Source organism: Pseudomonas sp. GW821-FHT02H06, assembly GCF_059421525.1.
Genome location: NZ_JBWKVD010000006.1, coordinates 96,657 through 121,130 on the forward strand (window position 1 = coordinate 96,657; position 24,474 = coordinate 121,130).

General features: G+C 60.0%; 26 protein-coding genes. 9 read left to right on the top strand and 17 right to left on the bottom strand.

What is annotated here, in order from left to right:
• Positions 1-192: 192 nt before the first annotated feature.
• Genes AC07VF_RS12305 through AC07VF_RS12320 form a run of 4 tightly spaced genes read left to right on the top strand, consistent with a single transcriptional unit; the run spans position 193 to position 1,984 of the window.
• Entirely contained in the window at positions 193-468 is a 276-nt protein-coding gene (locus tag AC07VF_RS12305; protein WP_495009510.1) for a metal/formaldehyde-sensitive transcriptional repressor, read from the top strand.
• 20 nt (positions 469-488) lie between these two features.
• Positions 489-1,418, top strand: a complete 930-nt coding sequence (gene dmeF, locus AC07VF_RS12310) for a CDF family Co(II)/Ni(II) efflux transporter DmeF (RefSeq protein WP_495009456.1) — start codon at positions 489-491, stop codon at positions 1,416-1,418.
• 36 nt (positions 1,419-1,454) lie between these two features.
• Positions 1,455-1,811, top strand: coding sequence for a hypothetical protein (locus tag AC07VF_RS12315; RefSeq protein ID WP_495009509.1), 357 nt, complete (start codon positions 1,455-1,457; stop codon positions 1,809-1,811).
• Positions 1,812-1,813: 2 nt separating this feature from the next.
• Complete coding sequence (locus AC07VF_RS12320) at positions 1,814-1,984, top strand: DUF1289 domain-containing protein (RefSeq protein WP_346625750.1); 171 nt, start codon at positions 1,814-1,816, stop codon at positions 1,982-1,984.
• Positions 1,985-2,202: 218 nt separating this feature from the next.
• On the opposite strand, the gene AC07VF_RS12325 is transcribed toward AC07VF_RS12320, so the two are convergent.
• The 11 genes from AC07VF_RS12325 to AC07VF_RS12375 all read right to left on the bottom strand — a co-directional run bounded on the left by AC07VF_RS12325 (position 2,203) and on the right by AC07VF_RS12375 (position 12,648).
• Complete coding sequence (locus tag AC07VF_RS12325; RefSeq protein WP_423574294.1) at positions 2,203-3,084, bottom strand: NAD(P)-dependent oxidoreductase; 882 nt, start codon at positions 3,082-3,084, stop codon at positions 2,203-2,205.
• 17 nt (positions 3,085-3,101) lie between these two features.
• Positions 3,102-4,442 (bottom strand): MmgE/PrpD family protein, encoded by a 1,341-nt coding sequence (locus AC07VF_RS12330; protein WP_192172565.1) that lies wholly within the window; start codon positions 4,440-4,442, stop codon positions 3,102-3,104.
• A gap of 61 nt (positions 4,443-4,503) precedes the next feature.
• Complete coding sequence (locus tag AC07VF_RS12335; RefSeq protein ID WP_495009455.1) at positions 4,504-5,271, bottom strand: SDR family NAD(P)-dependent oxidoreductase; 768 nt, start codon at positions 5,269-5,271, stop codon at positions 4,504-4,506.
• Positions 5,268-6,107 (bottom strand): N-acyl homoserine lactonase family protein, encoded by an 840-nt coding sequence (locus tag AC07VF_RS12340; protein WP_495009454.1) that lies wholly within the window; start codon positions 6,105-6,107, stop codon positions 5,268-5,270. The genes AC07VF_RS12335 and AC07VF_RS12340 overlap by 4 nt, the downstream gene beginning before the upstream one ends.
• Before the next feature lie 80 nt (positions 6,108-6,187).
• On the bottom strand, positions 6,188-6,952 hold the full coding sequence (locus tag AC07VF_RS12345) for a carboxymuconolactone decarboxylase family protein (RefSeq protein WP_192172562.1): 765 nt from the start codon (positions 6,950-6,952) through the stop codon (positions 6,188-6,190).
• A gap of 148 nt (positions 6,953-7,100) precedes the next feature.
• Positions 7,101-7,490, bottom strand: coding sequence for a cupin domain-containing protein (locus AC07VF_RS12350; RefSeq protein WP_423574290.1), 390 nt, complete (start codon positions 7,488-7,490; stop codon positions 7,101-7,103).
• Complete coding sequence (locus AC07VF_RS12355; protein WP_423574289.1) at positions 7,487-8,410, bottom strand: NAD(P)-dependent oxidoreductase; 924 nt, start codon at positions 8,408-8,410, stop codon at positions 7,487-7,489. The genes AC07VF_RS12350 and AC07VF_RS12355 overlap by 4 nt, the downstream gene beginning before the upstream one ends.
• Positions 8,411-8,437: 27 nt before the next feature.
• The gene (locus AC07VF_RS12360) at positions 8,438-9,778 is read right to left on the bottom strand and encodes an MFS transporter (protein WP_346625748.1); all 1,341 of its coding nucleotides are present in this window, start codon (positions 9,776-9,778) and stop codon (positions 8,438-8,440) included.
• A 49-nt stretch (positions 9,779-9,827) separates the two neighbouring features.
• A complete protein-coding gene (locus AC07VF_RS12365; protein ID WP_463584210.1) occupies positions 9,828-10,232 on the bottom strand; it encodes a carboxymuconolactone decarboxylase family protein in 405 nt (134 codons plus the stop codon).
• A gap of 92 nt (positions 10,233-10,324) precedes the next feature.
• A complete protein-coding gene (locus AC07VF_RS12370; protein WP_495009453.1) occupies positions 10,325-11,752 on the bottom strand; it encodes an aldehyde dehydrogenase family protein in 1,428 nt (475 codons plus the stop codon).
• A 14-nt stretch (positions 11,753-11,766) separates the two neighbouring features.
• Entirely contained in the window at positions 11,767-12,648 is an 882-nt protein-coding gene (locus AC07VF_RS12375) for an NAD(P)-dependent oxidoreductase (RefSeq protein ID WP_495009452.1), read from the bottom strand.
• Between the two features lie 192 nt (positions 12,649-12,840).
• On the opposite strand from AC07VF_RS12375, the gene AC07VF_RS12380 reads away from it, so the two are divergent.
• Positions 12,841-13,167: an NIPSNAP family protein gene (locus AC07VF_RS12380; RefSeq protein ID WP_192172555.1), complete on the top strand. Its 327-nt coding sequence runs from the start codon at positions 12,841-12,843 to the stop codon at positions 13,165-13,167.
• Between the two features lie 220 nt (positions 13,168-13,387).
• On the opposite strand, the gene AC07VF_RS12385 is transcribed toward AC07VF_RS12380, so the two are convergent.
• A complete protein-coding gene (locus AC07VF_RS12385) occupies positions 13,388-14,068 on the bottom strand; it encodes a GntR family transcriptional regulator (protein WP_495009451.1) in 681 nt (226 codons plus the stop codon).
• 333 nt (positions 14,069-14,401) lie between these two features.
• Here AC07VF_RS12385 and AC07VF_RS12390 point away from each other — a divergent pair, with 333 nt between their 5' ends.
• The 4 genes from AC07VF_RS12390 (at position 14,402) to AC07VF_RS12405 (ending at position 19,551) form a co-directional block, all read left to right on the top strand.
• A complete protein-coding gene (locus AC07VF_RS12390) occupies positions 14,402-14,860 on the top strand; it encodes a hypothetical protein (protein WP_346625744.1) in 459 nt (152 codons plus the stop codon).
• A gap of 451 nt (positions 14,861-15,311) precedes the next feature.
• Positions 15,312-16,160 (top strand): phosphate/phosphite/phosphonate ABC transporter substrate-binding protein, encoded by an 849-nt coding sequence (locus AC07VF_RS12395; protein ID WP_495009450.1) that lies wholly within the window; start codon positions 15,312-15,314, stop codon positions 16,158-16,160.
• 31 nt (positions 16,161-16,191) lie between these two features.
• A complete protein-coding gene (locus AC07VF_RS12400; RefSeq protein ID WP_495009449.1) occupies positions 16,192-19,110 on the top strand; it encodes a putative bifunctional diguanylate cyclase/phosphodiesterase in 2,919 nt (972 codons plus the stop codon).
• 201 nt (positions 19,111-19,311) lie between these two features.
• A complete protein-coding gene (locus tag AC07VF_RS12405) occupies positions 19,312-19,551 on the top strand; it encodes a hypothetical protein (RefSeq protein WP_346625741.1) in 240 nt (79 codons plus the stop codon).
• A 21-nt stretch (positions 19,552-19,572) separates the two neighbouring features.
• Here AC07VF_RS12405 and AC07VF_RS12410 read toward each other — a convergent pair whose 3' ends face one another.
• The 5 genes from AC07VF_RS12410 to AC07VF_RS12430 all read right to left on the bottom strand — a co-directional run bounded on the left by AC07VF_RS12410 (position 19,573) and on the right by AC07VF_RS12430 (position 24,448).
• Positions 19,573-20,727, bottom strand: coding sequence for an ATP-binding protein (locus AC07VF_RS12410; RefSeq protein WP_495009448.1), 1,155 nt, complete (start codon positions 20,725-20,727; stop codon positions 19,573-19,575).
• Positions 20,728-20,951: 224 nt separating this feature from the next.
• Positions 20,952-21,785, bottom strand: coding sequence for a metallophosphoesterase (locus AC07VF_RS12415; RefSeq protein WP_192172550.1), 834 nt, complete (start codon positions 21,783-21,785; stop codon positions 20,952-20,954).
• A 22-nt stretch (positions 21,786-21,807) separates the two neighbouring features.
• Positions 21,808-22,839, bottom strand: coding sequence for an ABC transporter ATP-binding protein (locus tag AC07VF_RS12420; protein WP_192172549.1), 1,032 nt, complete (start codon positions 22,837-22,839; stop codon positions 21,808-21,810).
• Positions 22,836-23,630 carry an ABC transporter permease gene (locus AC07VF_RS12425; protein ID WP_192172548.1) on the bottom strand — a complete coding sequence of 265 codons (795 nt, stop codon included), beginning with the start codon at positions 23,628-23,630 and terminating at the stop codon, positions 22,836-22,838. Before AC07VF_RS12425 ends, AC07VF_RS12420 begins: the two co-directional genes overlap by 4 nt.
• Positions 23,627-24,448: an ABC transporter permease gene (locus tag AC07VF_RS12430; RefSeq protein WP_197983826.1), complete on the bottom strand. Its 822-nt coding sequence runs from the start codon at positions 24,446-24,448 to the stop codon at positions 23,627-23,629. The genes AC07VF_RS12425 and AC07VF_RS12430 overlap by 4 nt, the downstream gene beginning before the upstream one ends.
• Positions 24,449-24,474: the final 26 nt, after the last annotated feature.

Sequence of the window (24,474 nt, forward strand, 5' to 3'; positions counted from 1 at the left end):
TGAAGAAGTGCGCGGATTACACACAAATTCCAAAAGAGTCACAACCGTTTTTATGGCTGACAGGCGGTTCGGGGGAAGAACAGCGGGCTGCGACTGGAGCAACAGCCAGCCAACGCTCCGCTTCCAAACGAGCCTTGCATAGGGATAGGGGGTACCCCTATGCTGCATTCCGTCTTGGCAGGGGTGAATCCGATGGGTCATATCGCAGCAAACAAAAACGATCTTCTCAAGCGTGTTAAGCGCATCGCCGGACAACTCCAGGCCGTCGAACGGGCATTGGAGTCGGATCTCGACTGCGCCAGGACACTGCACCTTGTCGCCGCCACTCGCGGGGCCATCAACGGCTTGATGGAGGAGATCATTGAAGACCACGCCCGCGCGCATATTGCGGATCCGGGTCTCAGCGAAGCCGAGCGCAACAAAGGTGTCGAAGAGCTTCTTGAAGCCATTCGTCGTTATTCCAAGTGAACACATCACGGCGCTCACCCATGAACAGCAGCAACTACGCCCACGACCACGTGTTCCTCGGCTCAGCCCACGATGAAAATGCCAGGCGCACACTGTGGGTCGTGGCACTAACCGTTGTGATGATGGTGGGTGAAATCACCGCCGGGTATGTCACGGGCTCGATGGCGTTGCTGGCCGATGGTTTTCACATGGCCACCCATGCCGGTGCATTGGGCATCGCCGCGGCCGCCTATGGGTACGCCAAGCGTAACGCTTCCAGCCAGCGTTACAGCTTCGGCACAGGAAAGGTTGGAGATCTGGGCGGGTTTGCGTCGGCGCTGATCCTCGGTATGGTTTCCCTGGGGATCGGCATCGAGTCCGTCATGCGCCTCTTGCAGCCAACGGACGTTCAGTTCGGCACCGCTACCCTCATCGCGATTGCCGGGTTGATGGTCAACATCGTTAGCGCCCTGTTGCTGGGCCACGGGCACAGTCACGGACACGATCATGACCATCATCATGATGATCACGGCCATAACCATGCCCATCATGGCAACGACAACAATTTGAAATCGGCCTATGTCCACGTCCTCGCAGACGCGCTGACTTCAGTGCTGGCCATCGCTGCCCTGCTCGCCGGTCGCTACCTGGGCTGGGTGTGGCTGGACCCGGCCATGGGCATCGTCGGCGCCATCGTTATCGCGCGGTGGGCATGGACCTTGATGAAAGTCACCGCAGGCGTGTTGCTCGATCAGACTGACGCGCACGTTGCCGAGGAGATCCGCCAGCGGGTTGAAGAACCGGGGGATGCCACCATCACCGACTTGCACGTGTGGCGGGTTGGACCCCAAGCCCATGCGGCCATCGTCAGCGTCCTCGGCGCGGCCACTGCGAACGCCGACACCATTCGAGAACGCCTCCAGCCAGTCCATGAAGTCAGGCACCTGACGGTCGAATTTCGACCGGGCTGATTGAGCACCTCTGCCCCTCATCAAAAGGAAATTGCGATGCCACCCGGCAAACGTGAACAGGCGCGAATCGAACGTCGGTTAATTGCGACGCTGACCGACGCGTGCGAAACCGCAAAAGGTGAAATTAAAGGCTTCACCTGGCTGACCCACCTCGCTGACCTGGAGGCGTTGGCTGAAACCCTGAAGGTGATCTGGGTGTTCGAAACGCTCGCGGACAGCAAGCTCGCCCAGGTTGAAGCGAAGGCTCGCCTTTTTGAGCTGACGGCCATTGCGTTGAATGAAGCCGGCATCGATCTGAAGCTGTCAGATCGCAATGTCCGCTTCGACTCTGAGGAAGAATGCCAGCGCACTCACCGTGGCAACTGGCAGAAGCGACTGGCTAAGGATCACTGACGATGGCGAAGGAAATCGAAAACCCGTGCATCGCTGTGTGCCAGCTCAGGGGTGATCTGTGTGTGAGTTGTGGCCGGACCAAGGAAGACATCAGAAAGTGGAAACGCATGAAGCGCCCTGAAAAGATGGCGGCCGTGCAAAGAGCGAGCGCGCGTTTGAAAGCGTTGAAATAGGCATGGGGAGGGTCGTTCCTCCTGAATGGCCGCCGTGGGTCCAGCGTGCAAGTAGCTGGGCCATGAACGGCCCATCAAAAGGTTTTACCCTGGAGCAAGCCAACAAAATCAGGCGTCCTGCAGAATCAGGCCATCGCCCTTCTCCGCCACCGGCGATGCCTGGGAGCGATGACCCTGATGGCCCCAGACCGAGGCGCTCCATACCGGTTGCTGAGGTCTCAACGATTCGACCAGCCTTCCACGGTGCGCACCAGATCGGTGAGGTCACGTCCGCCGCCGTCCTGTTGCGCGGCTACGTTCCACAGTTGACGCGCCGCGTTGCCCAGCCACATCGGCACGCCCAGCGCCTGGCATTCCTCGACGGCCAATCCGATGTCCTTGCACACGCTTGAAATCGGGAAGCCAAAGTCGAACGTACCGGGCAGGACGTGTTTGGGAAATTTGTCCATCGTCGCGCCGTTCTTGCCGCTGCCCGCGTTGATCACCGCCATCATGACTTCGGGGTCCAGCCCGCCTTTCACGCCTGCGACGAAGGCTTCGCTGGTGATGGCGAACGCGGTGGTCGAGAGCATGTTGTTGAGCAGCTTGAGCAACTGCCCCTGCCCGGGCTGTTCGCCAACGATGAACACCTTGCCGAACACGTCGAACAACGCACGCACTCGCTCGACTGCCGCCGGTTTGCCCGCCACCATCAGCGCCAGCGTGCCCTTTTCTGCGCCCGCTGCGCCGCCGCTGACAGGCGCGTCAACGGTGTCGATGCCTTTCGCCGACAGCCCTTGGGCGACTTCCTGCTCGGCCCGGGAACCGACGGTGGAAAGGTCCACCAGAATGCGCACCCTGTTGCCCTCGACGATCCCGTCCGCGCCCAGCGCCACGGCTTTGAAAATGGCCGGACTCGGCAGGCTGGTGAAGACGATTTCGGCGCTGTCGGCCACTTCCCGTACGCTGCCCGCGACTCGCGCACCCAACGCGCCGAGTTCATCCAGCGCGCCTTGATCCTTGTCGTAGATGACCAGCGAGTGGCCCTGCTCCAGAAGCCGGCGCGCCATCGGCCGACCCATGACGCCGACGCCGATGAAGCCCAGTAGGTGATTGCTCATGATGGATTTCCTGCCTGTCAGAGACTCGCCAGACGCATCAGCGCACCGGCATCGGTTGAATGTTCCAGTTTCCACAACGCGTCGATCAACGGTTGCGGCTCGCACCCCGAACGGCCATAGGCGGTGAGATCGCGCAGTTTGTTTTCGAGAAAATGGTCACTGAGCGGCGCATCGAGGCTGCCGAGGGAAACGTCGAGGTTTCGGGTGAGGACCGAGCCTGAGTGGAAGACGATGCGCACCTGTGCCGACTCCACCGGGTAATCGGCGTCATCCACGAACTGCAACCGCCCGTAAAGCGCGCGCACCCGTTGATCGCTGACCGCTGCGTCGCTGAATTCGGCCAGCCCCGCCCTGCCCGTCGCCAGGCTGACGGCCACGGCATGTTGCGCGCTGACCTGGGATTCCCGGCCAAGGCGTATGTCGGGCCGGTCCGTGCGTTGGCGCAATAAAGGATGCCCCGTGAGTTCGATGCGCTGAATGTCCTCGAGCGCCCAGCTGCGATCCCGCCCCAATTCGAGACAAGCCTGAATCACCGGGTTGAGCACCACGCCACATGGATAGGGCTTGTAGGTGTTGGCCGACAAGGCCCAGCGCTCGCCCAGCCCTGCGCTTATTTCGTCCAGCCGTGGCTGCTCGCCGAAGACGTTCAGAAACCCCCGCTCCCCCTCCAGCGGCTGGTCTGGCCCGGCGAACCCCTCTTTTGCCAGCAAGGCCGAGAGCAGGCCATTGCGCGCGGCGTTGCCGACGCCGATGCTCTTCGCGGCGCTGCCGAGGGTTTCCACCAGCCCGCTGGCCTGTGCGCTGGCATTGCCAAACGCCCACACCAGTTGCCGGGCATCAAGGCCCAGGACCTTGCCGACAGCGGCGGCCGCGCCGAAGACGCCGCAGGTCGCGGTGATGTGCCAACCACGCCGGTAATGTTCGGGGGAAATGGCCATGGCGATGCGGCACTCGACGTCGACGCCCAGCACGAACGCCAGCAGCAGCTGCTCGCCGCTGATCACGCGGGTTTCCGCCAAAGCGAACAGCGCCGCAGCCACCGGCGCCGTGGGGTGCAGGATCGTTGGAATGTGCGTGTCGTCGTAGTCGAAGACGTTGGCGCTCATGGCGTTCAGCGACGCCGCGCTGAGCATGTCCATGACCTCAGCGCGGCCAATCAAGTGAGCTTCGCCACCCCCGTTGAAGCGCGAAAACAGTGTCGCGGCCCTGACGACGTCCGGGTCGCTGCAGCCTGCGAGGGACACCGCGAAATAGTTGACCAGCGCGCGATGGGCTTCATGTCGTACGTGGGCGGGAATGTCCGACCAGGTCGCGCGTTCGATGAACTGCGCGAGTTGATGGCTTAGGGTTTGAGTCATGGGGTATCCATTTTCTTAAGGTCTGACGCTGTCACCACTGCGGGTGCTTTTGGTGCATGGCTCACCCCGCCATCCACCCATCATCCACCGGCAACGTCGCGCCGGTGATCGAGCTGGCCGATTCGCTGCACAGGTAGACGATCAGATCGGCCACGTGACTGGCCTCGATGAAGCGCCCGGTGGCCTGTTTGCCTTGCAGGAATTCCACGGTCGCGGCCTGCCGGTCGAGCTGTTTTTCGGCCATCAGCGCGGTCAGTCGGCTTTCGATGTTGGGTGTCAGCACCGAGCCAGGGCACACTGCGTTGCACGTAATGCCCTGCCCCTGGGTTTCCACCGCCACGGCGCGGGTCAGGCCCAACAGCGCGGTCTTGGTGGTCACGTAATCGATGCGGTTGGCGATGGCCCGCGATCCGTAGGCCGACGACAGATTGAAAATCCGCCCCCACCGCCGTTCACGCATTCCCGGCAACACCCGCTGAATCGCCAGAAACGCCGCCGTGACATTCACCGCCAAGGCCTGATCCCAGCGCGCGAGGGGAAACTCATCCAGGGGGGCGAAATGCCGGATCACCGCGTTGTTCACCAGCACGTCAACCCGCCCTGCCGATGCGATCAACGCCTCGACGCCCGCTGGCGTGGACAGGTCCGCCTGCACATAACGCACCTGCACATCGTGGGCGCGCATCAGATTCTCACGGGCCTGGCGCACCGCGTCAGGCGCGGCCAGACCGTGCAGGACCACGTCATACCCTGCTGCGGCCAGGCCTTTGCCCATTGCCAGCCCGAGGCCGTCCGACGACCCGGTCACCAGTGCCGTGCGCCCATTCATACCCCGGCTCCGTGAGCGTCGATACGCACCGCGAACGAGGGATCGCTCGCGTCAACGGGCGCGAAGCGATTCATCACGTCAGGGTCATGGCCAGGAATCACCACCGCACCGGGGCGCTGCAACCATTCGCGAATGCGCTCGTAGCCCCGGTACATGTCCGCCAGGCTGTCAAGCACCGCGAACGGCCGGTCCTGCTCCAGTTCGTCGTAATAGTGAATAGCGTCCGAGGCGAGGATCACCGGGCCTTCAGGCATTTCCACCACCACGGCCATCTGTCCCGGCGTATGGCCGCCGAGTTCGTACAGCTCAAGGCCCGGAATCAGCGTGTTCTGCGGCGTGTCGAGCAGTGTGATGCGGCCTTCGCGATGCAGCGCCTGAATGCGTTCGATGTCCAGCGGGTCGATGTGGTGGCCGTACTGCGGGCGCTTGCCCATGTCGGTGCCCCAGAATTCGAACTCTTTGCGCGACATGACGATTTTCGCGTTGGGGTACAGGCCCAGGTTCCCGGCGTGGTCGTAATGGGCGTGAGTCAGTACCAGCAATTTGACCTCTTTGGGGTCGATGCCGAGGCGAGCCAATGCATCTGCAGGCGCGACCACGGGTTGCCGTTTACGGGCGATTGCTGCTTCCGGGCTGAAACCGGTGTCGATGACGATGGTCTGCTCGGCGCTGCGGAAGATCCAGAAAAAATAGTCCATGGTCATCGCCGCGTCCGGTTCGCGGTAAGCGCCGAAGTTGTAATAGCACTCGCTTTTGGTGGTCTGCCGGGTGCCGTACCGCACCACAATCACTTCGGGGTCGGTCCAGTCCGGTCTGACGGTCGATGGCGTGTTCATGGGGAAACTCCAGATAAGGTCTGTGTTCAGGGCCTGATGGCTTGCGGCGTCGTTATTGTTAGAGGAGTCGGGACGCAGCGTTATCGAGGATTATTGGGCGCCGCCTCCAGAGCCTGCTCCAGCAACGGCGCTGCCAGCTGCGCGCCATGGATGCCGATGACACTGACGATCTCCAGCATTTCCATGATCTCTTCCCTGGTCGCGCCGTAACGCAGCGCGTTGCGCATGTGCAGCTTGAGGCCCGGCACATAGAGGTGCGTGGCGGCAGCGTCGAAGGCGCAATACATCAGCTCCTTGACCTTGGGCTCCAGCACGCCGGTGCGCCATGGCACCGAGGAAAATTCGACGTAGGTTTCGAACATCTCCGGGTCCAGTTCCAGCAGGCCCTCCCAGGACGGATGCCAATAGCCCCGGTTTTCGATGAAGCTCGCCTTGAGGGCTTCGCGGCGCGCATCCAGGGGTGCCGGGCCGTTGCGCATGCCCTCTTCTTCCAGCACTTCCAGCAACACCGGCACCCCGACGTTGGAGGCGTGAATGCCGACCGTGCTGATCAGTTCCAGCACCTCGGTCAGTTCCTCGCGGGTCGCGCCGTGCTGAATGGCCGCATGGATGTGTTCCTGAATGCCGGGTTGGAACAGGTGTGTGGCGTTGGCACTGGCGACGAGGGCGACGAACGACTTGACCTTGTGCGGCAGGTGATTCTTCTGCCAGGGCACTGAGGCGAAACCGGCGTAGGCTTCGACAAAACCGGGGTCCAGACGCAGCAGGCTGTCCCAGCCGGCATTCCAGGTCCCGTGACGTTCAAACGCGGCTTTGGCCTGTTGTTGTTTTTCGGTGAGGCTCATGGTGTTCCTCGCTGAACATTGAAGAGCGTTGCATGACCTGCGGGCGCCAATTCATTCACGATGGGCCGGAACATCCGACAGGCCTTTGTCGTCTGCCCTATCGATTCGCAAATGAATTCGCTCTGACAGGGGATGACGGCGTTCAGGCTCAATCCGCCCCACGCAGATAATCCACATCTGCCACCGATTCCTGCCACACGGTCTTGCCGATGGACGTGGCGGTGTGGACCATGAAGTTCGTGGTATTGGCGCCGTGCCAGTGCCGCTCATTGGGGCCGATCCACACGGTGTCGCCCTGGCGGATGGGCTGTGGCTCGCTGCCTTCCAGACAGATCCAGCCGCTGCCCGACGTCACGTACAGCACCTGCCCCTGTTCGTGGTAATGCCAGTAGGTGCGCGCGCCGGGGTAGAACGAAACGTTGTTGATGGTCACCCCATCCGTGGTGGGCATGACCGGGTCGGCCCAGACCACGCCGGTGAACGTCGCGCCACGCTGTTCGGAAATCGCGCCTTCGACAGCGCCGTGAAAAACTTTCATGCCTTGTCTCCTTTCTTGTTCTCTATGGCCGATTCGTGCAGGCGTACCCCACCGGACAGGTCGCCGATGGCGTCTACCACGCGGTTGCTGATCAGGTCGCCGTAGCCGAGCGCCGTTTGCAGGCCGAAGCTCGCCAGCGGACCCGATGCATTGAGCGAGGCGACCCCCAGTTCGCGGACGCGATCCAGGTACAGCACCACGTCCTTGGTCATCAATTTGCCGGTCAGGCCGCCTTCAAGGTAATTGCCATCGACGATGTGCGGGAAGCGGTTGAGCGTGGCGAAATTCACCCCACTGCTGCTGTTCAACACGTCGAGCAAGCGATGCAGGTCGAGGCCCGCCTTCTTGCCGGCAACCATCACCTCCGCCGTGGCCGCCAGGCTGACGGCGTTGAGGAAGTTGTTCAGCAGTTTGGTGGTGTGGCCGGCACCGCTTTCGCCCATCAGGAACACCTTGCTGGCGATCGGCTTGAACACCCACGCCAGGGTGTCCACGGTCGCGCTGTCGCCACCGACCATCAAGGTCAGCGCGCCCTTCTCCGCTGCTGCCGCGCCACCGGAAATCCCGGCGTCGACGTACTGCACGCCGCGCTCGGCAAACAGCCCGTGCAAACGCATCGTCGAACTCGCCGCCGCAGTGCTCAAATCAACGACCACCTGCCCCTCGCGACAATGCTCCAGGAGTCCGTTCGGCCCTTCGACGACGGCCTCGACCACCTTGCTGTCTGGCAGCGACAGCAGCACGACGCCGGCCTCGGCCGCCACGTCGGCGACCGATCCGGCCACCTGCGCGCCAGCGGCCTTGACCCGCTCGGCGTCGGTGTCATACCCGAGCACGCTCAGCCCGGCATTCACCAGGCAGCGCGTCATGCGCCCGCCCATGTTGCCCAGACCGATGAAACCCACGGTTTTGCTATTCACGACAGCTCTCCTCACGTGCAGAGAATTCTAGAAATCCACGTCTTTGGTTTCCGGCCCCATGTAGGCGCCGATGGTCGCGATCACGCCGCCAATCACCAGCAGCACGGCCGGCGTAACGGTGAACGGCATGAATTCGCCCAGCCAGGCCATGTAGAAGGCGTAGAACGACGGGATGATCACTGACAGGCTGAAACCGACACCGAAGCCGGTGGCGCGCACGTCGGTCACGAAACGCTCGTTGATGTAGGTCACGATCACGCCCCATGGCGCGGTCACCAGCACCGAGAGCACGCAGACCAGCGTGATGATCACCGGCAACGTGAGCCCCTGAACGTTGGCCAGGACGTACATGATCGCGGCGCCCAGCGTGGCGATGATCGGCCCGAGAATGATGAAGAAGCGCCGACGGCCGATCTTCTGCCCGATCATGCCGGACGCGATATAACTGAAGAACAGCACCGAATAGGCGATCAGCAGCGTCCCGGTGACCTCCATGCCCGAGAGGTGCAAGGTGTTGCGCAGCAAGCCGGTGGGCAGAAAGATGGTGATGATGTTCTGGGTCAGCCAGAAGCCGGTCATCATCAGCAACACTTGCAGCAGGTTGCGCCCGCTTTTGCCCCGCAGCAGATCGGTGAGCGGCAGCTTCTCGCGGGGTTTGTTGCCCGCTTCGCTTTCCCAGATTTCCGATTCCGACACCGCGTAGACGTAGTACAGCGCCAACATGCCCGCCAGCACGGCACCGATCACGAACGGAATGCGCCAGCCCCATTGCACGTAAGGCGAGCCGGGCCCATCGAGGGGGAACAGCATGAACATCAGCATCGCCACTAGGTTGATGGTGACGTAGGCCAACGGGAAGCCGGCGATAATCAAGCCGCCCACGAACCCGCGTTGGTGCTTTTTCGAATACTCGATCGCCAGCGGCATCGCGCCGGTGTAACCGCCGCCGAGAAAAATACCGTCGACGAAACGCAGCAGCACCAGCAGCCAGTACGACGCGATGCCGATGCTTTCATAACCGGGCAGCAACGCGATCAGAAGCGTGACCACGCCGAAGCCGGATACCGAGTAGATCGACGCCATGCGCCGCCCGGTCTTGTCAGCGATCATGCCGAACAGCAAGGCGCCGATGGGGCGGCCCAGCAGCGTGGTGATGAACACCAGCGAGGCCAGAATCGCCGCCATGCCGGGCGACAGCTGCGCGGGCTGGAAATAGAACAACACCGGGGACAACACCACCACCGGCAAGTAGATGTCGAACATGTCGATGTATTCGGAGAAAAACGCGCCCTTGATGGCGTTCCTCCTCTTATGCTCGATCGACTGTTCGGTTTCAGCCGCCGATCTGGCTGGGGCGTAGGTGCTCATGACGTTTTCCTTATAGTTATTGTCGGACGCAAGCATGGAGGTGGAACGATCAGCTGGCGGTTTCGGCCTCGTAGGCCTTGATCGCCTCGGACGCCACACGGAAGGCCGCCAAGCCCAGTGGCGCGCCGCAGTACACCGCCGCCTGCATCAGCACGGCGCGGATTTCTTCCCGGGTCACACCATTGCGCAAGGCGCCGCGTACGTGAATGCCCAGTTCATGGTGCTGGCTCATGGCAGTCAGCATCGCGATGTTGATGATGCTGCGGGTCTTGAACGAGAGCGTCGGGTCGCCCCAGATCTCGCCCCAGCAGACCTCCGTGACCATTTTCTGCATGGGCCGGTTGAAGTCGTCGGCCGCCGCCCAGGATTTCTCGACATGGCGGTCGCCGAGCACTTCCTTGCGGTTATTGAAGCCCTGGTTGAAGCGTTCAGTGTGGTTCGCGTTGTCACTCATGTTCTTCTCACCTTTTTCGTACGATCGACTGATTGTCATACAGTTGAAACGGGCAAATTTTTTTCAGCCGTGCGGCGAAGCGGTTGGCCAGCTCAGTTGCCGTAGCCCACCACAGACTTGACTTCCAGGTACTCGCGCAAGCCGTACTCGCCCCATTCGCGGCCATTACCGGAGCGCTTCACGCCCCCGAACGGCGCGGCGAAATCGGCTGGCGGGTAATTCACATGCACGCTGCCGGCCTGTAACTGGCGGGCAACCTGACGCGCACGCTGTTGATCGGCCGATTGCACGTACGCCGCCAGGCCGTAGTGGGTGCCGTTGGCGATGGCAAGCGCGTGCGCTTCGCTGTCGTAGGTAATCATCGACAGCACGGGCCCGAAGATTTCTTCCTGAGCAATGGTCATGTCCGGCGCCACGTTGGCAAACACGGTCGGTCTGGCGTAGTAGCCCTTCTCAATGCCCGGCGGCAGTCCAACCCCACCCGTCACCAATTGCGCACCTTCGTCGATACCGCTTTGAATCATTGCTTGCACCCGACGCCATTGCGCCCGGTTGACCAGCGGGCCGAGCTGGGTGTTTTCATCCGTCGTGGGCCCCACGCTATAGCCTTCGGCGGCAGCCTTGGCAATCTGGATGGCGTCGTCCATCAGGTGGCGCGGGATCAGCATGCGCGTCGGGATCGAGCACGACTGACCGCTGTTGGTGAAACAGGCGGCGACACCGCGGGTCACGGCATCCTGCAGGTCAACGTCGTCCAGCAGGATGTTCGCCGACTTGCCGCCCAGTTCCTGCGCCACGCGCTTGACCGTATCGGCGGCCGATCTAGCCACCAGCACGCCCGCGCGGGTCGAGCCGGTGAACGACAGCATGTCGATGTCCGGGTGTGCCGACAATGCGGCGCCCACTCCCGGCCCGTCGCCGTTGACCAGATTGAACACACCCGGTGGCACGCCCGCCTCGTCCAGCACTTGCGCAAACAGCAGGCTGCTCAGCGGTGAATATTCGCTGGGCTTGAGGACCATGGTGCAACCCGCCGCAAGGGCAGGTCCGACCTTGACCACGATCTGGTTGATCGGCCAGTTCCACGGGGTGATCAGGCCGCAGACACCCACGGGTTCATGCCGGATCAAGGTAGTGCCCCGACTTTCTTCGAACTGAAAGCGTTGCAGCACATCGATCAGTTGATTGAGGTGCAGCCAACCGCGCGGCACCTGAAATTTGCGGGAAAACGTGATGGGTGCGCCCATCTCGACGCGCATCGCCTGAGCGAATTCTTCTTGACGACGCTCGTAGATCGAGACGATGCGCTGCAGCAGCGCGATGCGCTCGGCGACGGACGTCCGGGCGTAACCCGGCAGCGCTTTGCGAGCGGCAGCCACGGCCCGGTCAACATCGGTGGCATCGCCCAACGCCAGGCGCTCGACCACGGTTTCGGTGGCCGGATCAATGACGTCGAACCACGAGGGCGACGCCGGTTCGACCCAGCGCCCGTCGATGTAAAACCTGTCAGCGTTTGACATGGCATCGGACTCCTTCACTCGCCTTCCCTGGCCAGCATGCGGTACATCTCGGTGTGGTCCGTGGCAGGCGTGGCATCCTGCGCCACGTCGTTCCAGACCTTGATCGCGCTCTGGCCGAAGATCATCGGGTAATCCAGCGCGTCCGAAAGCCCCTTGGCGATTTTCAGGTCCTTGTTCATCAGTTGCATCGAAAAGCCCGAGCCAAAGGTGCCGCTAAGCATGAATTGCCTGGCCTTGTTCAGCGAGGTGTTACTGCCGCCGCTCGAGGCATTGAGCACGTCGACCATGACGCCGGGGTCAATGCCGAAGCGTTTGGCGACATGCAGCGCCTCGACCGTGGCCATCAAGCCCGCTGCCGACACGAAATTGTTCAGCGCCTTGGCCGCATGACCCGAACCGGCGTCGCCGATGTGCAGGATGTTCTTGCCCATGGCGTCGAGCACCGGGCGGCCACGCTGCAGGACCTCGGCATCGCCCCCCACCAGAATCGCCAGGCTGCCGTCCACGGCGCGCTTCACTCCTCCCGAAACGGGCGCGTCGAGGTAGTGCAGGTTGAGTGTCTTGAGACGCTGCCCCAGTTCACGGGAACGCGCGGGTTCCGAAGAACTCATGTCGACGACCACCGCCTGCGGCGCCAGGGACGCGGCCCAGCCGTCTTCGCCCAGCAACACACGCTCGACGATGTCCGAGTTCGGCAGCATGGTGATGAGGATGTCGAGGGATTTAGCGTTCTCGGCGGTGAGCGCGCTGGCGTTCAGGGTCGCCTGCACATCACGCAGACGGCCGGCGTCGGCGTCAGCGAGAAACAGTTCAAAGCCGGCTTTGGCCAGGCAGGCCGTCATGGGAGCGCCCATCATGCCCAATCCGATGAAGCCGATACGTTGCGGTTGCGTCATGTCCGTGCCCTTTGATTTTTATGTTCTTGTCAATGGCGTCGAGGCGGCGTCAGCCTTTCCTGCGTGACGTTCACCAGCAGGTGAAATAAAACTATAGGGCTGTCATACAATCGGTCAATAGGATAATTTACGTTTTCTTACCAGCGGCACCTGCTCGCAACTTTTGTCAGCAGCCCTAACAGGAGAAGAAAAATGATCGTTGAATTGCGCACCTATCACTGTGCTCCCGGCCGTCTGCCTGCATTGCATGACCGGTTCACCAGCACGACGCTGGGATTTTTCGAGAAGTACGGGATCAGGCAGGTCGGCTTCTGGACCAACCTGACGGGGGCGACCAATCAGTCGCTGACGTACCTGTTGCAGTGGGAGAGCCTGGCCGAGCGCGAGACGAAGTGGAATGCGTTTCAGGCGGACGCCGAGTGGATCGCCAAACGCGCGGCGACTGAAGCCCAGGCGATTATCGTGGAGCGGATCGAGGTGCAGTTCATGGCGCCGACGGGGTATTCGGCGTTGCGATGAAAGGAGAGCGCTGAAGGCCGTTTGAATATCCGTTGCTGCGGTAACGGCTGCGTGAGCGGACTCCAGTCAGGGTTGACGCGACACCTGTCGGCGCCGCTGGAGGCAAGACCGCAGTGAATGGCGAAGGTCTGCCAGACAAGGCGTCTGACACGCGCCTGTGCTGTCCTCGCGACTCGTGACATCACCGCATCGCGTGCTGTCGACGTACGGCGGCGAACCGTCACTCGATCGCATGCGCCCCTGTCGCTGCCAGCAGTTCAAGGACGTTTTTCGAAGCGTTCTCGACGTGGAGCAATGCCGCAGCGCAGGCACTTTCTTCATCGCGCAACTGGATGTTGCGGACGATTTCCTTGAGTTCGGCGAGGGTGTGAGGCATGCGCCCTTCCCGGCCCAATGACAAGGCGCGCAGAAGGCTGACGCGGTTGTTGAGCTGTTCGAGCATGCTGCCGACGACGCGGCTTTGTTCGATGTCGAGGAGGACGTGGTAGAAGCGTCGTTTGATGTCCAGCAAGGCGGTGCCATCGACGCTGGTGGTGCGCGACTGTTCGGCGAATTCGTCGAAGACTTCACTCAATTCGCCCACGTCTTCGTCGGTGGCGTAACGAACGAAGTTGCGCACGGCCAGGACTTCCAGCGCACCGCGCACGTCATAGATTTGCACCGCATCTTTGGCATCCACCGAAGCGACATACGCGCCGCGATGGGGCACCTGCTCCACCAGGCCTTCGGCTTCGAGCTGCCGCAACGCTTCGCGCAACGACGTGCGGCTAACGTCCAGCGCGGTGTACAGCTGTTGCTCGACCAGACGATCGCCGGGTTTGAAACGCCCCGAGATGATTTCGTTGCGCAGTGCATCCTGCACTTGATGCCGCAAGGACGATGCCTGACGTAGTACTTTCATGCTGTATCCCTGATGACCTGTAAATGCCGGGATGGAGACCCTCCTGGAACGAGGGTCACTTTGAACCTGCGGGCCGATCCTCATGATGCGACCCGTCGAAAGCAATCGTATTGTATTACAGGAATTAACGGGGAATTTAAATCAGCAGGTGATCCGGTGGTGGTTCGCCATGCGCCGTGGCGGCAGATTGGCCAGGCATTCAGGTCGCTTGCGCTTTAGCATCGCGGCTGAAGTTATGGCCCACAAGCGGTCACTCCTTTTTTACTCAAAGCGGCTCGCCTCTGCACTCAGCCCGCTGCTAGCATCCACTCATTGATAACCTGAGATCTTTCCATGCTACGGATTGCAATCGTCTTTAGTTTCACGGCCATCTTTTCTCTGCCAGCGTCGGCACAGGAGCAATTTCAGTGTGCCGGGGCAACCGTCACCATTGCGGTAGATGCGACCAGGCCATTGCGATCAACAGAAGGCGCAGACGTTATTCTCCGGGTAGAACGCGGCACTCGTTCAACAGTCTTGCGGTACAGCAATGTGGATTTCATCGGCGGCGAATGCGACACCGATGCAAATCACGCTAGCCGGATCATCTATCAAGCTGTCTGTGGCGGCAGCGGTTGTCATGATTTATCCAACTGGGGAGTCATCAATCCTGAAAGCCTTCAAGCCCTGCTGGTTCCTTCGGACGACAGCCTTGAGCCAGCCATTGCCCTCCTCGGGCATAAGCCGATGCTGAAAGGCAAACCGATGAATGTGAGCGCTGAAGCACACCGGCTGGGATTACCTACGCCGTAAGGTGCACTGGGCCAAAAAAGCGATAGCCGACGATGAAGCCTCTTTGACCCAAATCGAACGGGACCCAGGTCGTTCTTCACCTGTTCTTGCCTTGCCTGATCGCCGCTCGGCGAATCTACGTACGGAACCTGGCAAGCATCTGCCGAAGGTCAAGGGCCGCCTCACCCGGCGAACAGATCAAACACGCCTCCGAACACCGGGTCCACTCCAGCGCTGAAGCCCTTGAGAGCCAACCTTCGCACGCCCCTCCAAACGAGGACGGGATAACGGCCTTCGTCAATGGGGTCAGGGATAAGAAGCGGATCAGTGGATCCAAGTGCAGTTAACTAATTATTTAAGAAAACGGTGCTTAAGATCTCCCCTCTTCGGCCGATTATATTGGATTGCTGAGTTTAATTAACGCTCATCACCTTTGAGTCAGAAACTGATATACATCTTGAGCCAACAAGTAATGTTACGTCTGACCTGCAAAGCTATCCTTATTGCGCTGTCGTTTGGCCTTTCAACTATCGCCGCTTCTGAAGATCTTAAAGTCTATAGTTTCTCGCCTGTCAATCAATACAACCTTAATCTCTCAGCCACTTTCTGGAACCCGATCATACGGTACGTGTCCGAAAAAAGCGGCGTGAACCTCACGCTGAAATTAGGCCGCACCTCCTCTGACACGACCAGCTATGTGCTCGCACAAGAGGTTGATTTTGCATTTACCAATCATCTCTTCAGCCCTGAGCGCGACAAAATGGGCTGGAAGGTATTTGGCCGCCGTGACGCCCCTGCCCTCGAAGGACAAATCGTGGTCCCCGCCGATTCGCCCATCCATAGCCTTTCCGAACTGGAAGGCAAAGAGGTCGTGTACCCCGGCCCCGAAGCGTTTATTGCTTACAAAGTCACCAGCTCGGAACTGGTAAAAAAAGGGATACATACGTCTACGGTATTTGCAGGAAACATGGACGGCGCCTTCAGCCAGCTGCTCAGCGGCAAGGCTCAGGCGATGGGTGTCAACTCACAGCTTGTCAGCGGCTACACGGAGAGAGAAGGTCAATCGTTCCGCGTATTGTGGAGTTCGTCCTCGTTCAATGATTTAGCCCTCATGGCCTCCCCTCGTATTTCTCAAAAAGAACTTGATGCGGTAGCCAACGCATTTTTTAACATGCAGTACGATAAAGACGGCAGCAAGATTCTTCATGAGGCGACCGAGTTAGTTCATGCACCGGCACCGATTACCTTCATTCCTGCGACGGCAGCGGATTACGCTTCCTATCGTGATTTTTACAGCAGCTTGCCGGCAAACCTTAAGTAAATAATCTGACATTTAGCTGGAGAGGCTATTAATGACTTTCTTTAAAAGCCTGCTGCCAAAATCGCTGACGTCGCAAATATTGGGAATGTTGTCTATTCTGATAGTCGTATTCCTTACGGCCGGCCTGGGTCTGTTTTATAAAAATCAGCTTCTTCAACATATCGAGGAAATCCAAGACACCGCCAATATGCTGATCGAGGTTGCCGCGCAAGCCGTGGAGGAAAGCGTAGTCATCGGCGATTACGACACCATCAAAAGAACCCTCGAAAAGACCCTGGCTCGCTCGCCATTCCAATCCGCCATGTTTATTGACCTGTCAGGTGGCGTCATTCGCCTACAGGCGCCCAGCGCGCCGGTTGGCAGAGCCCCCGCATGGATAGAGTCCGAGGTCGCTGCACGATTGTTCGATGTCAACCGTCCGATAACGATCGGTGGGAAAGATTATGGCGTGATGCGTCTGTCATTCAACGCCGAGAAAATAGCGACCGAACTTTGTAATCTGGTGGTGCAAGCTACGGTACTGGCAGTGCTTTTTTTGCTCACAAGTTTGTTATTGATGGGCTGGGTGATCAAGCGTTCGCTTGCCCAGCTGGACAAGCTTCACTCCTATGAAGCGGAAATCGCTTCCGGCGAAGTGGCAGCAGAGGCTATGTTGGTCGCAGATGCTCCCGTTGAAATACAGGAGGCAATCAAAGCGGTAAACCGTACTGCGGCGAACATGCGTAATCACTTTGGTCAGCGCATCGAATCGTTGATGAACACCCTGGTGCAGCATAAAAACGCCCTGGATGAGGTTTCAATCGTTTGCGAATGTTCGCCGTCCGGTCGCATCACCTATGTCAACGAACGATTCGTCACAAGCTCACAGCGTTCCCGGGCCGAGCTTTTAGAGTTGACGATCGATCAAGTCTGGAACGGCATGTCTTCAACCACTCAGCCGTGGCAGTGGGCACCTGAACGCGGAGTGTGGAACGGTGAGGTCAGGCTTACCGGTCTTGCCGGTAAAGAGAAATGGCACCAGCGCACCATCATCCCCATTCTCGATGACAGGGGCGGCGTTGAAAAATATATCTGCATCGACATCGATATTACGGATCGAAAAGAGTTTGAGGATGCGATTCTCGATAACGCCAGAAGGCAAAACCTGATCGCCCTGTTTGGCCAGCAGGCACTGACAGAGGAAAACGTCAGCGCCCTGGGTGAACTGGCCGCACTGACGGCCGCGCAAGGGTTGAGCATGAGTAAGGCCGCTTTGTTAGTCGTTGATCGAGTGAGTCACGGAGTCATCCTCAACGCCAAGACCGGCTTTACCAGCGTTGATGCCCGGAATGGCTACACGAATGAATTCTTGAGCGGTATGGGTTCTTCTGGCGGGCTTGAGATTATTTCCGATACGCCTGATGCATCGTACAAGTTGCTGTCGATTGACACCGTGGAAGCTGAGCGCATTGGAAGCCGTATAGAGGTCGATATACCGTGCGGGAATGCCTTTAAGGGTGTGCTCGGAGTCTATGCCACCACGGGGCAGCCCTTTACCCGTGAAGATGTTAGCTACCTCCAAACGTTGGCAAACCTGTTGGCCGCCGCGCTTGAACGGGATGACGCGAAGAAAAGGCTCACCTATCTGGCCGAAAATGATTCGCTTACACAACTGCCTAATCGCTGGTTCCTGAATAATTACCTGCACGCTGCAATCAGCCGCACTGCATCAGCGCCCTCTGCAATAAGCGTCATGTTCATCGATCTGGACAGATTCAAAACCGTGAACGACACCATGGGGCATTCCGTAGGGGATGAATTGCTCATCCAGGCGAGTCGGCGCCTGGAAGAATATATCGATGACGACAGTCTGGTTGCGCGGCTGGGGGGCGATGAATTTTCGATTGTTGTCACACAGGCCGCTTATTCGGAGAGCTCCATAAAATCGCTGGCGACCCGTATTGTCGACGCTTTGGCGAAACCATTTAATCTTCGCGGTCAGGATATATTCGTTTCAGCGAGTGTTGGCATTGCTAATTATCCCTTTGACGGGGATGACGCTGGCGTCATCCTCAAGCATGCTGATACCGCCATGTACCATGCAAAAAAGAGCGGTCGTAATAATTTCAAGTTTTACACTGCCGAGATGAATGAAAGTGCCGTCAAGCGTTTGCAAACTGAAACGCTATTGCGGGGCGCGCTTGATCGCGACGAGTTCATTCTGCATTTCCAGCCCAAGGTCAGCCTCACAGACGGCAGCATCAGTGGTTTGGAGGCGTTACTGAGGTGGAATCATCCAGAGCTCGGCCTGGTGTCTCCCGCTGACTTTATCCCTATGCTTGAAGACACCGGCCTGATCATTCCTGTGGGCGAATGGGTCATCCGCAAAGTCTGTGAAACCCTAAAACGTTGGGAAGATAACAATCTCGGGGTGGTACCGATCGCCATCAACCTTTCAGCCAGGCAGCTTCAGGTAAAAGGACTGGCTAAAATCGTCAGGCATATCCTGGAAGAATACGGTATCCACCCTGCTCTTTTAGAGTTCGAGCTCACTGAATCCGTGCTGATGATTGAACCCGAGTCGGCGGTTGAAATACTTCGAGAGATAAAGTCGTATGGCATAGGGCTTTCGGTCGATGATTTCGGAACGGGTTATTCCAGCCTCGCCTACTTGAAGCGATTCCCTATCGACACTCTTAAAATCGATAGAATGTTCATAAAAGATATAACAAGCAATCATGAAGACGCGGCGATCACCCGCGCGGTCATCGTATTGGCGCACGAACTGGATCTAAACGTCATTGCGGAAGGCGTCGAAACATCTGACCAACTAGAGTTGCTTGTCAAACATGGCTGCGATCAAATTCAGGGCTATCTTTTCAGTAAACCCGTCACAAGTGATGAGTGTGCCGCCATGATCAAATCTTCACGCACGTTGGCTATACGATTTTCTGAACCTGATTTTGCCTGAATCAGTATCTGCAGCATTTGCACGACCCGCCAGGACGGGCAGCGGCGCTTGAACCCAGGGTGAATGTCTTCCCCGGGGCCTCCCCCTCAGACCCGTCGCAGCTCTGGCGAACACCATTGGGGTCGCGACGCAGCCCGGTTATGGGCACACTGTGCAGCATTCGCCTGAACACACAGCGCCTAACCTCTATCCGGACGTCACATGACACCCAACGCAGAACTCTATAACCCTTCTACCGACTACGCTGACAAGCTGATTTCGCGGATTGGCCAAACACCTTCGTGGATCGCCAAGCGCATCGGTGTCACCGACAAGCGCATCCGCTACATCCTGGACGGCGAAAGAACCGTCAAGGGCGAAACCACGCCCATTCAGATGACCTACACCGAGCAGTTCGCCCTTGAGTGCCTTGTCCAGGAGGCCATCGCGCTCAAGAGGTAAGCATCCCGGGCTGCCGCGAGGCTACAAACCTTCCAGCAGCCCGTCGGCGCGCAGCAGATCAACGATCACGTGCTCATCCACCGCATACACACCCCGCGAAGCCTTCCAGACCAGATTCTTTTCCTGCAACGCGATGAGCGCTTGTTGCACGCCCGGCACCTCAACCTTGATGTCGCTTTCCGGGATGCCCGCCTGCTTCATCGCTGTGGCGTACAACGCCATGGTGGGCGCCTCGAACGGGGCGAAGTTATCGCCCATGCTGCCCATGACGCGAATCACGGCCGACTGAATCGGGGTGAGGCTGTGGATCACCTTCTTGAGGTTCGCATTCAATTCATCCGCCTGTGCGCGAACAAGCTCGGCAAACCGCTCACGTACGTTTTCAGGGTCGATGAAAAAATCGAAGCGAATGGCATCAGCCGCTGCGCCGAGCAATTCGGGCCGATAGCCGCTTTCTTTGAACAGCTGGAACACTTCTGCCGGATCGAGCGGGGATGGCAGATCGATGTTGGCGCACAGCCAGTCGATGTAGTTCTGATCGAGCGTAGGGAACGGCACCATTGATGCCCCAAAGAACGCCTGGTCCTTGCTGTTGCGCAGCATGGCCAGCTTGTCCCGGTTCGAGCCGGTGCAAACGATGCGCAGGCCGTGGTGCCGGGAGCTGTTGAGTTCGTCCCTCGCCGCCTTGAGCGCGAACAGCGCCGCCACACCCGCCTCGGTGGTAATCGCGTGCTGCGCTTCATCGATCATCAGAACGATGAGCTTCTGCGATTCGTCGGAGAGCGCCACCAGCGCCGTGGTGAGGTCGATGTCCTTGCCGAGGCCGATTTTATCCAGACTGAAATTCAAGCCGCCTAGAGCGACCTTGTCTATCCCGGAAGCCTTCGCCAGCCGTGTGATGAAGCCATCGTTTCGGTCAACCGCTTCGCGTATGGCTTCCACGATGACAAGGCCGGGGTCTTTGGTCAGGTCTTGCCAGAGGTCGGCATACAGCACAATTGCCCCCGCTTTCTCCAGCGCAGGACGCAGGTCTTCGCGGGCGAAGGTGGATTTGCCGGTGCGCCGTGGCGCTGCCAGGAAGACGCCTGAACTGGCCGAGCTGCCCACGGATATCTGCATGATCAGCTTGGAGAGTCGGGTGGCCAACTCGGGGCGGTGGTAGAAGATTTCGGGCATCTGTAGACCTCAAGCACAGCTCTATAGGCAATTATAGAGCGACTATAGACCAATTATAGAAAGGGTGAAACTTTACGTTTATAGCGGATTATAGAATCACTATAGAGCGACTATAGACTGATTATAGATGATGTCATTTTAGCGATGCAGCGGCACCCACAGGCCCGCAACCCTCCAGGCCCCGCCGGGCCAAGACGATAGGACAACCTCCGGGATGGTGCGAGCTAGTCGATCAGCCCCTGCGCGTCATAAAACGGATACGGCCCCGGGTAATCACCGAACATGCCGTTGTGGGTGACCAGGCCCTGTTCCGCATCCCAGCGATGCAGCAGATAGCCCGCCGGCTCAAGGTTGAAATGCGCCGGGGCATCTTCGCGCAGGTCGAGCACGATCTGGTGCGAGGTGCCCGGGCAGGTGCAGCTGATGCTGCCGGCAAAGCGCCGTTGCATCGGCCGATGCAGATGGCCGCACAAAACACGTTCGACTTGCGGGTGACGGGCGACCACTTGCTCCAGCGCCGCGCCGTTGATGAACGCCTCGCGGTCCATGTGGCCGATCCCGGTGATAAACGGCGGGTGGTGCATGATCAGCAAGGTCGGCACCTCCGGGCGCCGGCCAAGCACTTCATCGAGCCAGGCCATCTGGCTGTCCAGCACTTGCCCGCCGTGGGCGCCAGGAATGGTCGAATCCAGTCCGATCAGGCGCACCGGGTGCTCTTCGACGACCCAATCCAGGGGTGACTTGGGACAAAGCGGCAGGTAAACGTGATCGGCGAATTCAGCCAGCAGGTGCTCGCGAACGTCATGATTACCAGGCACCAGGTAGTACGGCATGACCAAGCGCGCCAGCTCGGGGTGCAGGACGGCGTATTCATCCGACCGACCGAAATCCACCAGGTCGCCGCTGATCACCACGATGTCCGGGCGCGGCGTGCTGGCGTTCAGATGGTCGACCGCGCGACGTAACGCGCCGAGGGTGTCGACCACGCCATAGGTCAGCTTGTTGCCGGCTTTGAGGTGCAGATCGCTGATCTGCGCGATGAGAAACGGGACGCTCACATTCAACTCACTTACACAATGATTAGGGGTGCAGGGCGAACAACGCCTGCGGCTCGACGGCCAAGGCGATCAGATCACCCGGGGCATGAATGACGTTGTCGGCGCTGTCGACCAGCAAGGGTTGCGCCGCGCCGACTTCAATCAGCAAACGGCTCTGGGCGCCTTGAAAGAACTGACCGAGCAAACGCCCGTGCAGGTGCCCTTCGCGCTTCACCACCCGCAGGTGCTCGGGCCGGCAATAGACGGTGGACGGCTCACCCGCCCCACTCCACGGCAGTTCGCCGCCGCTGACTTTCAGGCCGTTGACGGAGCGGCCTGCCACCGAGAAGGCGTTGAGATTGCCGACGAAACCGGCCACGAACGGATTGGCCGGCTGCTGATAGATTTCCCGCGGGGTGCCAAGCTGGGCGATGCGCCCTTGCTGCATGACCAGGATCCGGTCGCCCAGGGCCATGGCTTCGCCCTGATCGTGGGTGACGAACACCGAGGTAATGCCCAGTCCGCGCAGCAGCTGATCGAGTTCGCTGCGCAGGCGTTCACGCAGCTGCGCGTCCAGTGCGGCAAGGGGTTCGTCGAGCAGCAGGACTTTCGGCCGTGGCGCCAGGGCGCGGGCCAGTGCCACCCGCTGCCGCTGCCCGCCCGACAACTCGTGAATACCGCGCTTGGCGTGTTCCTGCAGGCCAACCAGTTCCAGCAGTTCGGCGCAGCGCTTGTTGCGCTCGGCGACGGCCATGCCGCGCACCTTCAGGCCATACACGATGTTGCCTTCCACCGAGAGGTTGGGAAACAGCGCGTAGTTCTGAAAAACCATGCCGACGTCGCGGCGCTCGATGGGCAGACGGGTGACGTCCTGATCGCCGAAGAACACCTGGCCGACGTCCGGCCGTTCCAGCCCGGCGATCATCCGCAGCGTGGTGGTCTTACCGCAACCGGACGGGCCGAGGATCGCCAGGGTCTCCCCCGCCTCGATGGTCAGGTTGAGGTCGTGAACGGCGACAGTGCCGTCGGCGAAAGCCTTGCGGCAGCCGATCAGCCGCAGCGTGGTTCCAGTCATCTTTGCTCTCCACGGGAAAGGCGCGCGCTGATGGCCTGCAACGCAACCAGCAGCGGCACGATCATCAACAGAAATATCAGGGTGTAGGCACTGGCGACCTCCAGCCGCGCCGAGGCGTAACTGTCCGCCAAACCGACCGGCAGGGTTTTGGTCATGGGCGTGTGCAGCATCCACGTCAGGTTGAATTCGCCCAGGGACAGCGTGACCACCATCAGCACGCCGGCGAGAATCCCCGCCCGGCAGTTGGGCACCACGACGCTGAAAAACCGTCGCAACGGCCCGGCACCAAGACTGGCGGCGGCCTCCTCCAGCGTCGGCAGGTGTTGACGCTGCATCACTGCCATCACCGGCCGCACCAGAAACGGCAGGGTGAACAGCACGTGGCCGACGAGGATGAACAGCCAGCTGCTGCGGAAACTGCCGAACTGGCCATAAGTCAGCAGCAGGGCCAGGGCGCTGGCGAGGCCGGGCATGGCCACGGGCAAGACCATTAATTCTTCGAAGGCGCGACTGAAGCGATTGTTCATCCGCACCAGCGCATACGCGGCCGGCACGCCAATCACGCAGACGCACACCGCGCAGGCCAAGGCCAGTTGCAGGGACAGCCAGACGGTCGGCGAATAGGCCTGCCAGACTTGAGCAATCCAGTCGAAGGTCAGTCCGCTGGACACGCCCTGAAAGTAATTGCGCGTCAGCCCGGCCAGCAGCGACATCAGCACCGGGACCAGCATGAAGGCGCAGACCAGGAGCGTGAACAGCAGTTGCGCGATGAACAGCGAAGAACGCTTCACAGGACGGTCCTCGATTGCTTGACCATGCGCCGCGCGAGCTGCAACACCGCCCAGGTCAGCGCGCCGAGCACCACTGACAGCGCTGCAGCGACGGTGAAGTTGGCGTAATTGGTGAACACGTTGTAGATCGCCACGGGGGTGACATTCAGTTGAGTCCCCAAGGTGAAGGCTGTGCCGAACGCGCCCATGGAGGTGGCAAAACAGATCGCCCCGCAGGACACCAGCGCTGGCGCCAGCCCGGGAATGATCACGTCATACACCACCCGCCAGTGCCCGGCGCCGAGGGAATGGGCGGCTTCTTCCAGGCTGCGGTCGAGGCTTTCGCAGGCGGCCATGATCGTAAGAATCACCCGCGGAATCGAAAAATACAGATAGCCGAGGAACAGGCCCGCCAGGGAATAGGCGAACACCCAGCGCTCACCGGCCAGTTTCAGGCCGAGCATGGCAAACAGACCCTGCCGCCCTGCCAGCAAAATCACCAGAAAACCCACCACCACGCCAGGAAACGCCAAGGGAAAGGTCAGCAGCGCCACCAGAGTGGCGCGTCCGAAAAAGCGCTGACGGGCGAGGAACACGCCGGTGATGCCGCCGACCAGCAGCGCCGCCAGCGTCACCACGACGGCGAGCACACAGGTTTGCGCCAGGCTGCCCAGATACTGCGGGCTGCTGAGCACTTGCCAATATCCGCTGCCGGCGCCATCCCGCTGCTGTCCGCCGAGCACGATCAGGTGCGCCAATGGCAATAGCCAGAACGCCGCCAATACTGCCGCCGCGGGTGCCAGGGCCCACGCGGCTGTTGGGCGCAGACGCCATTTCAACAACCTACGCGCGGCCACGTTCTGCG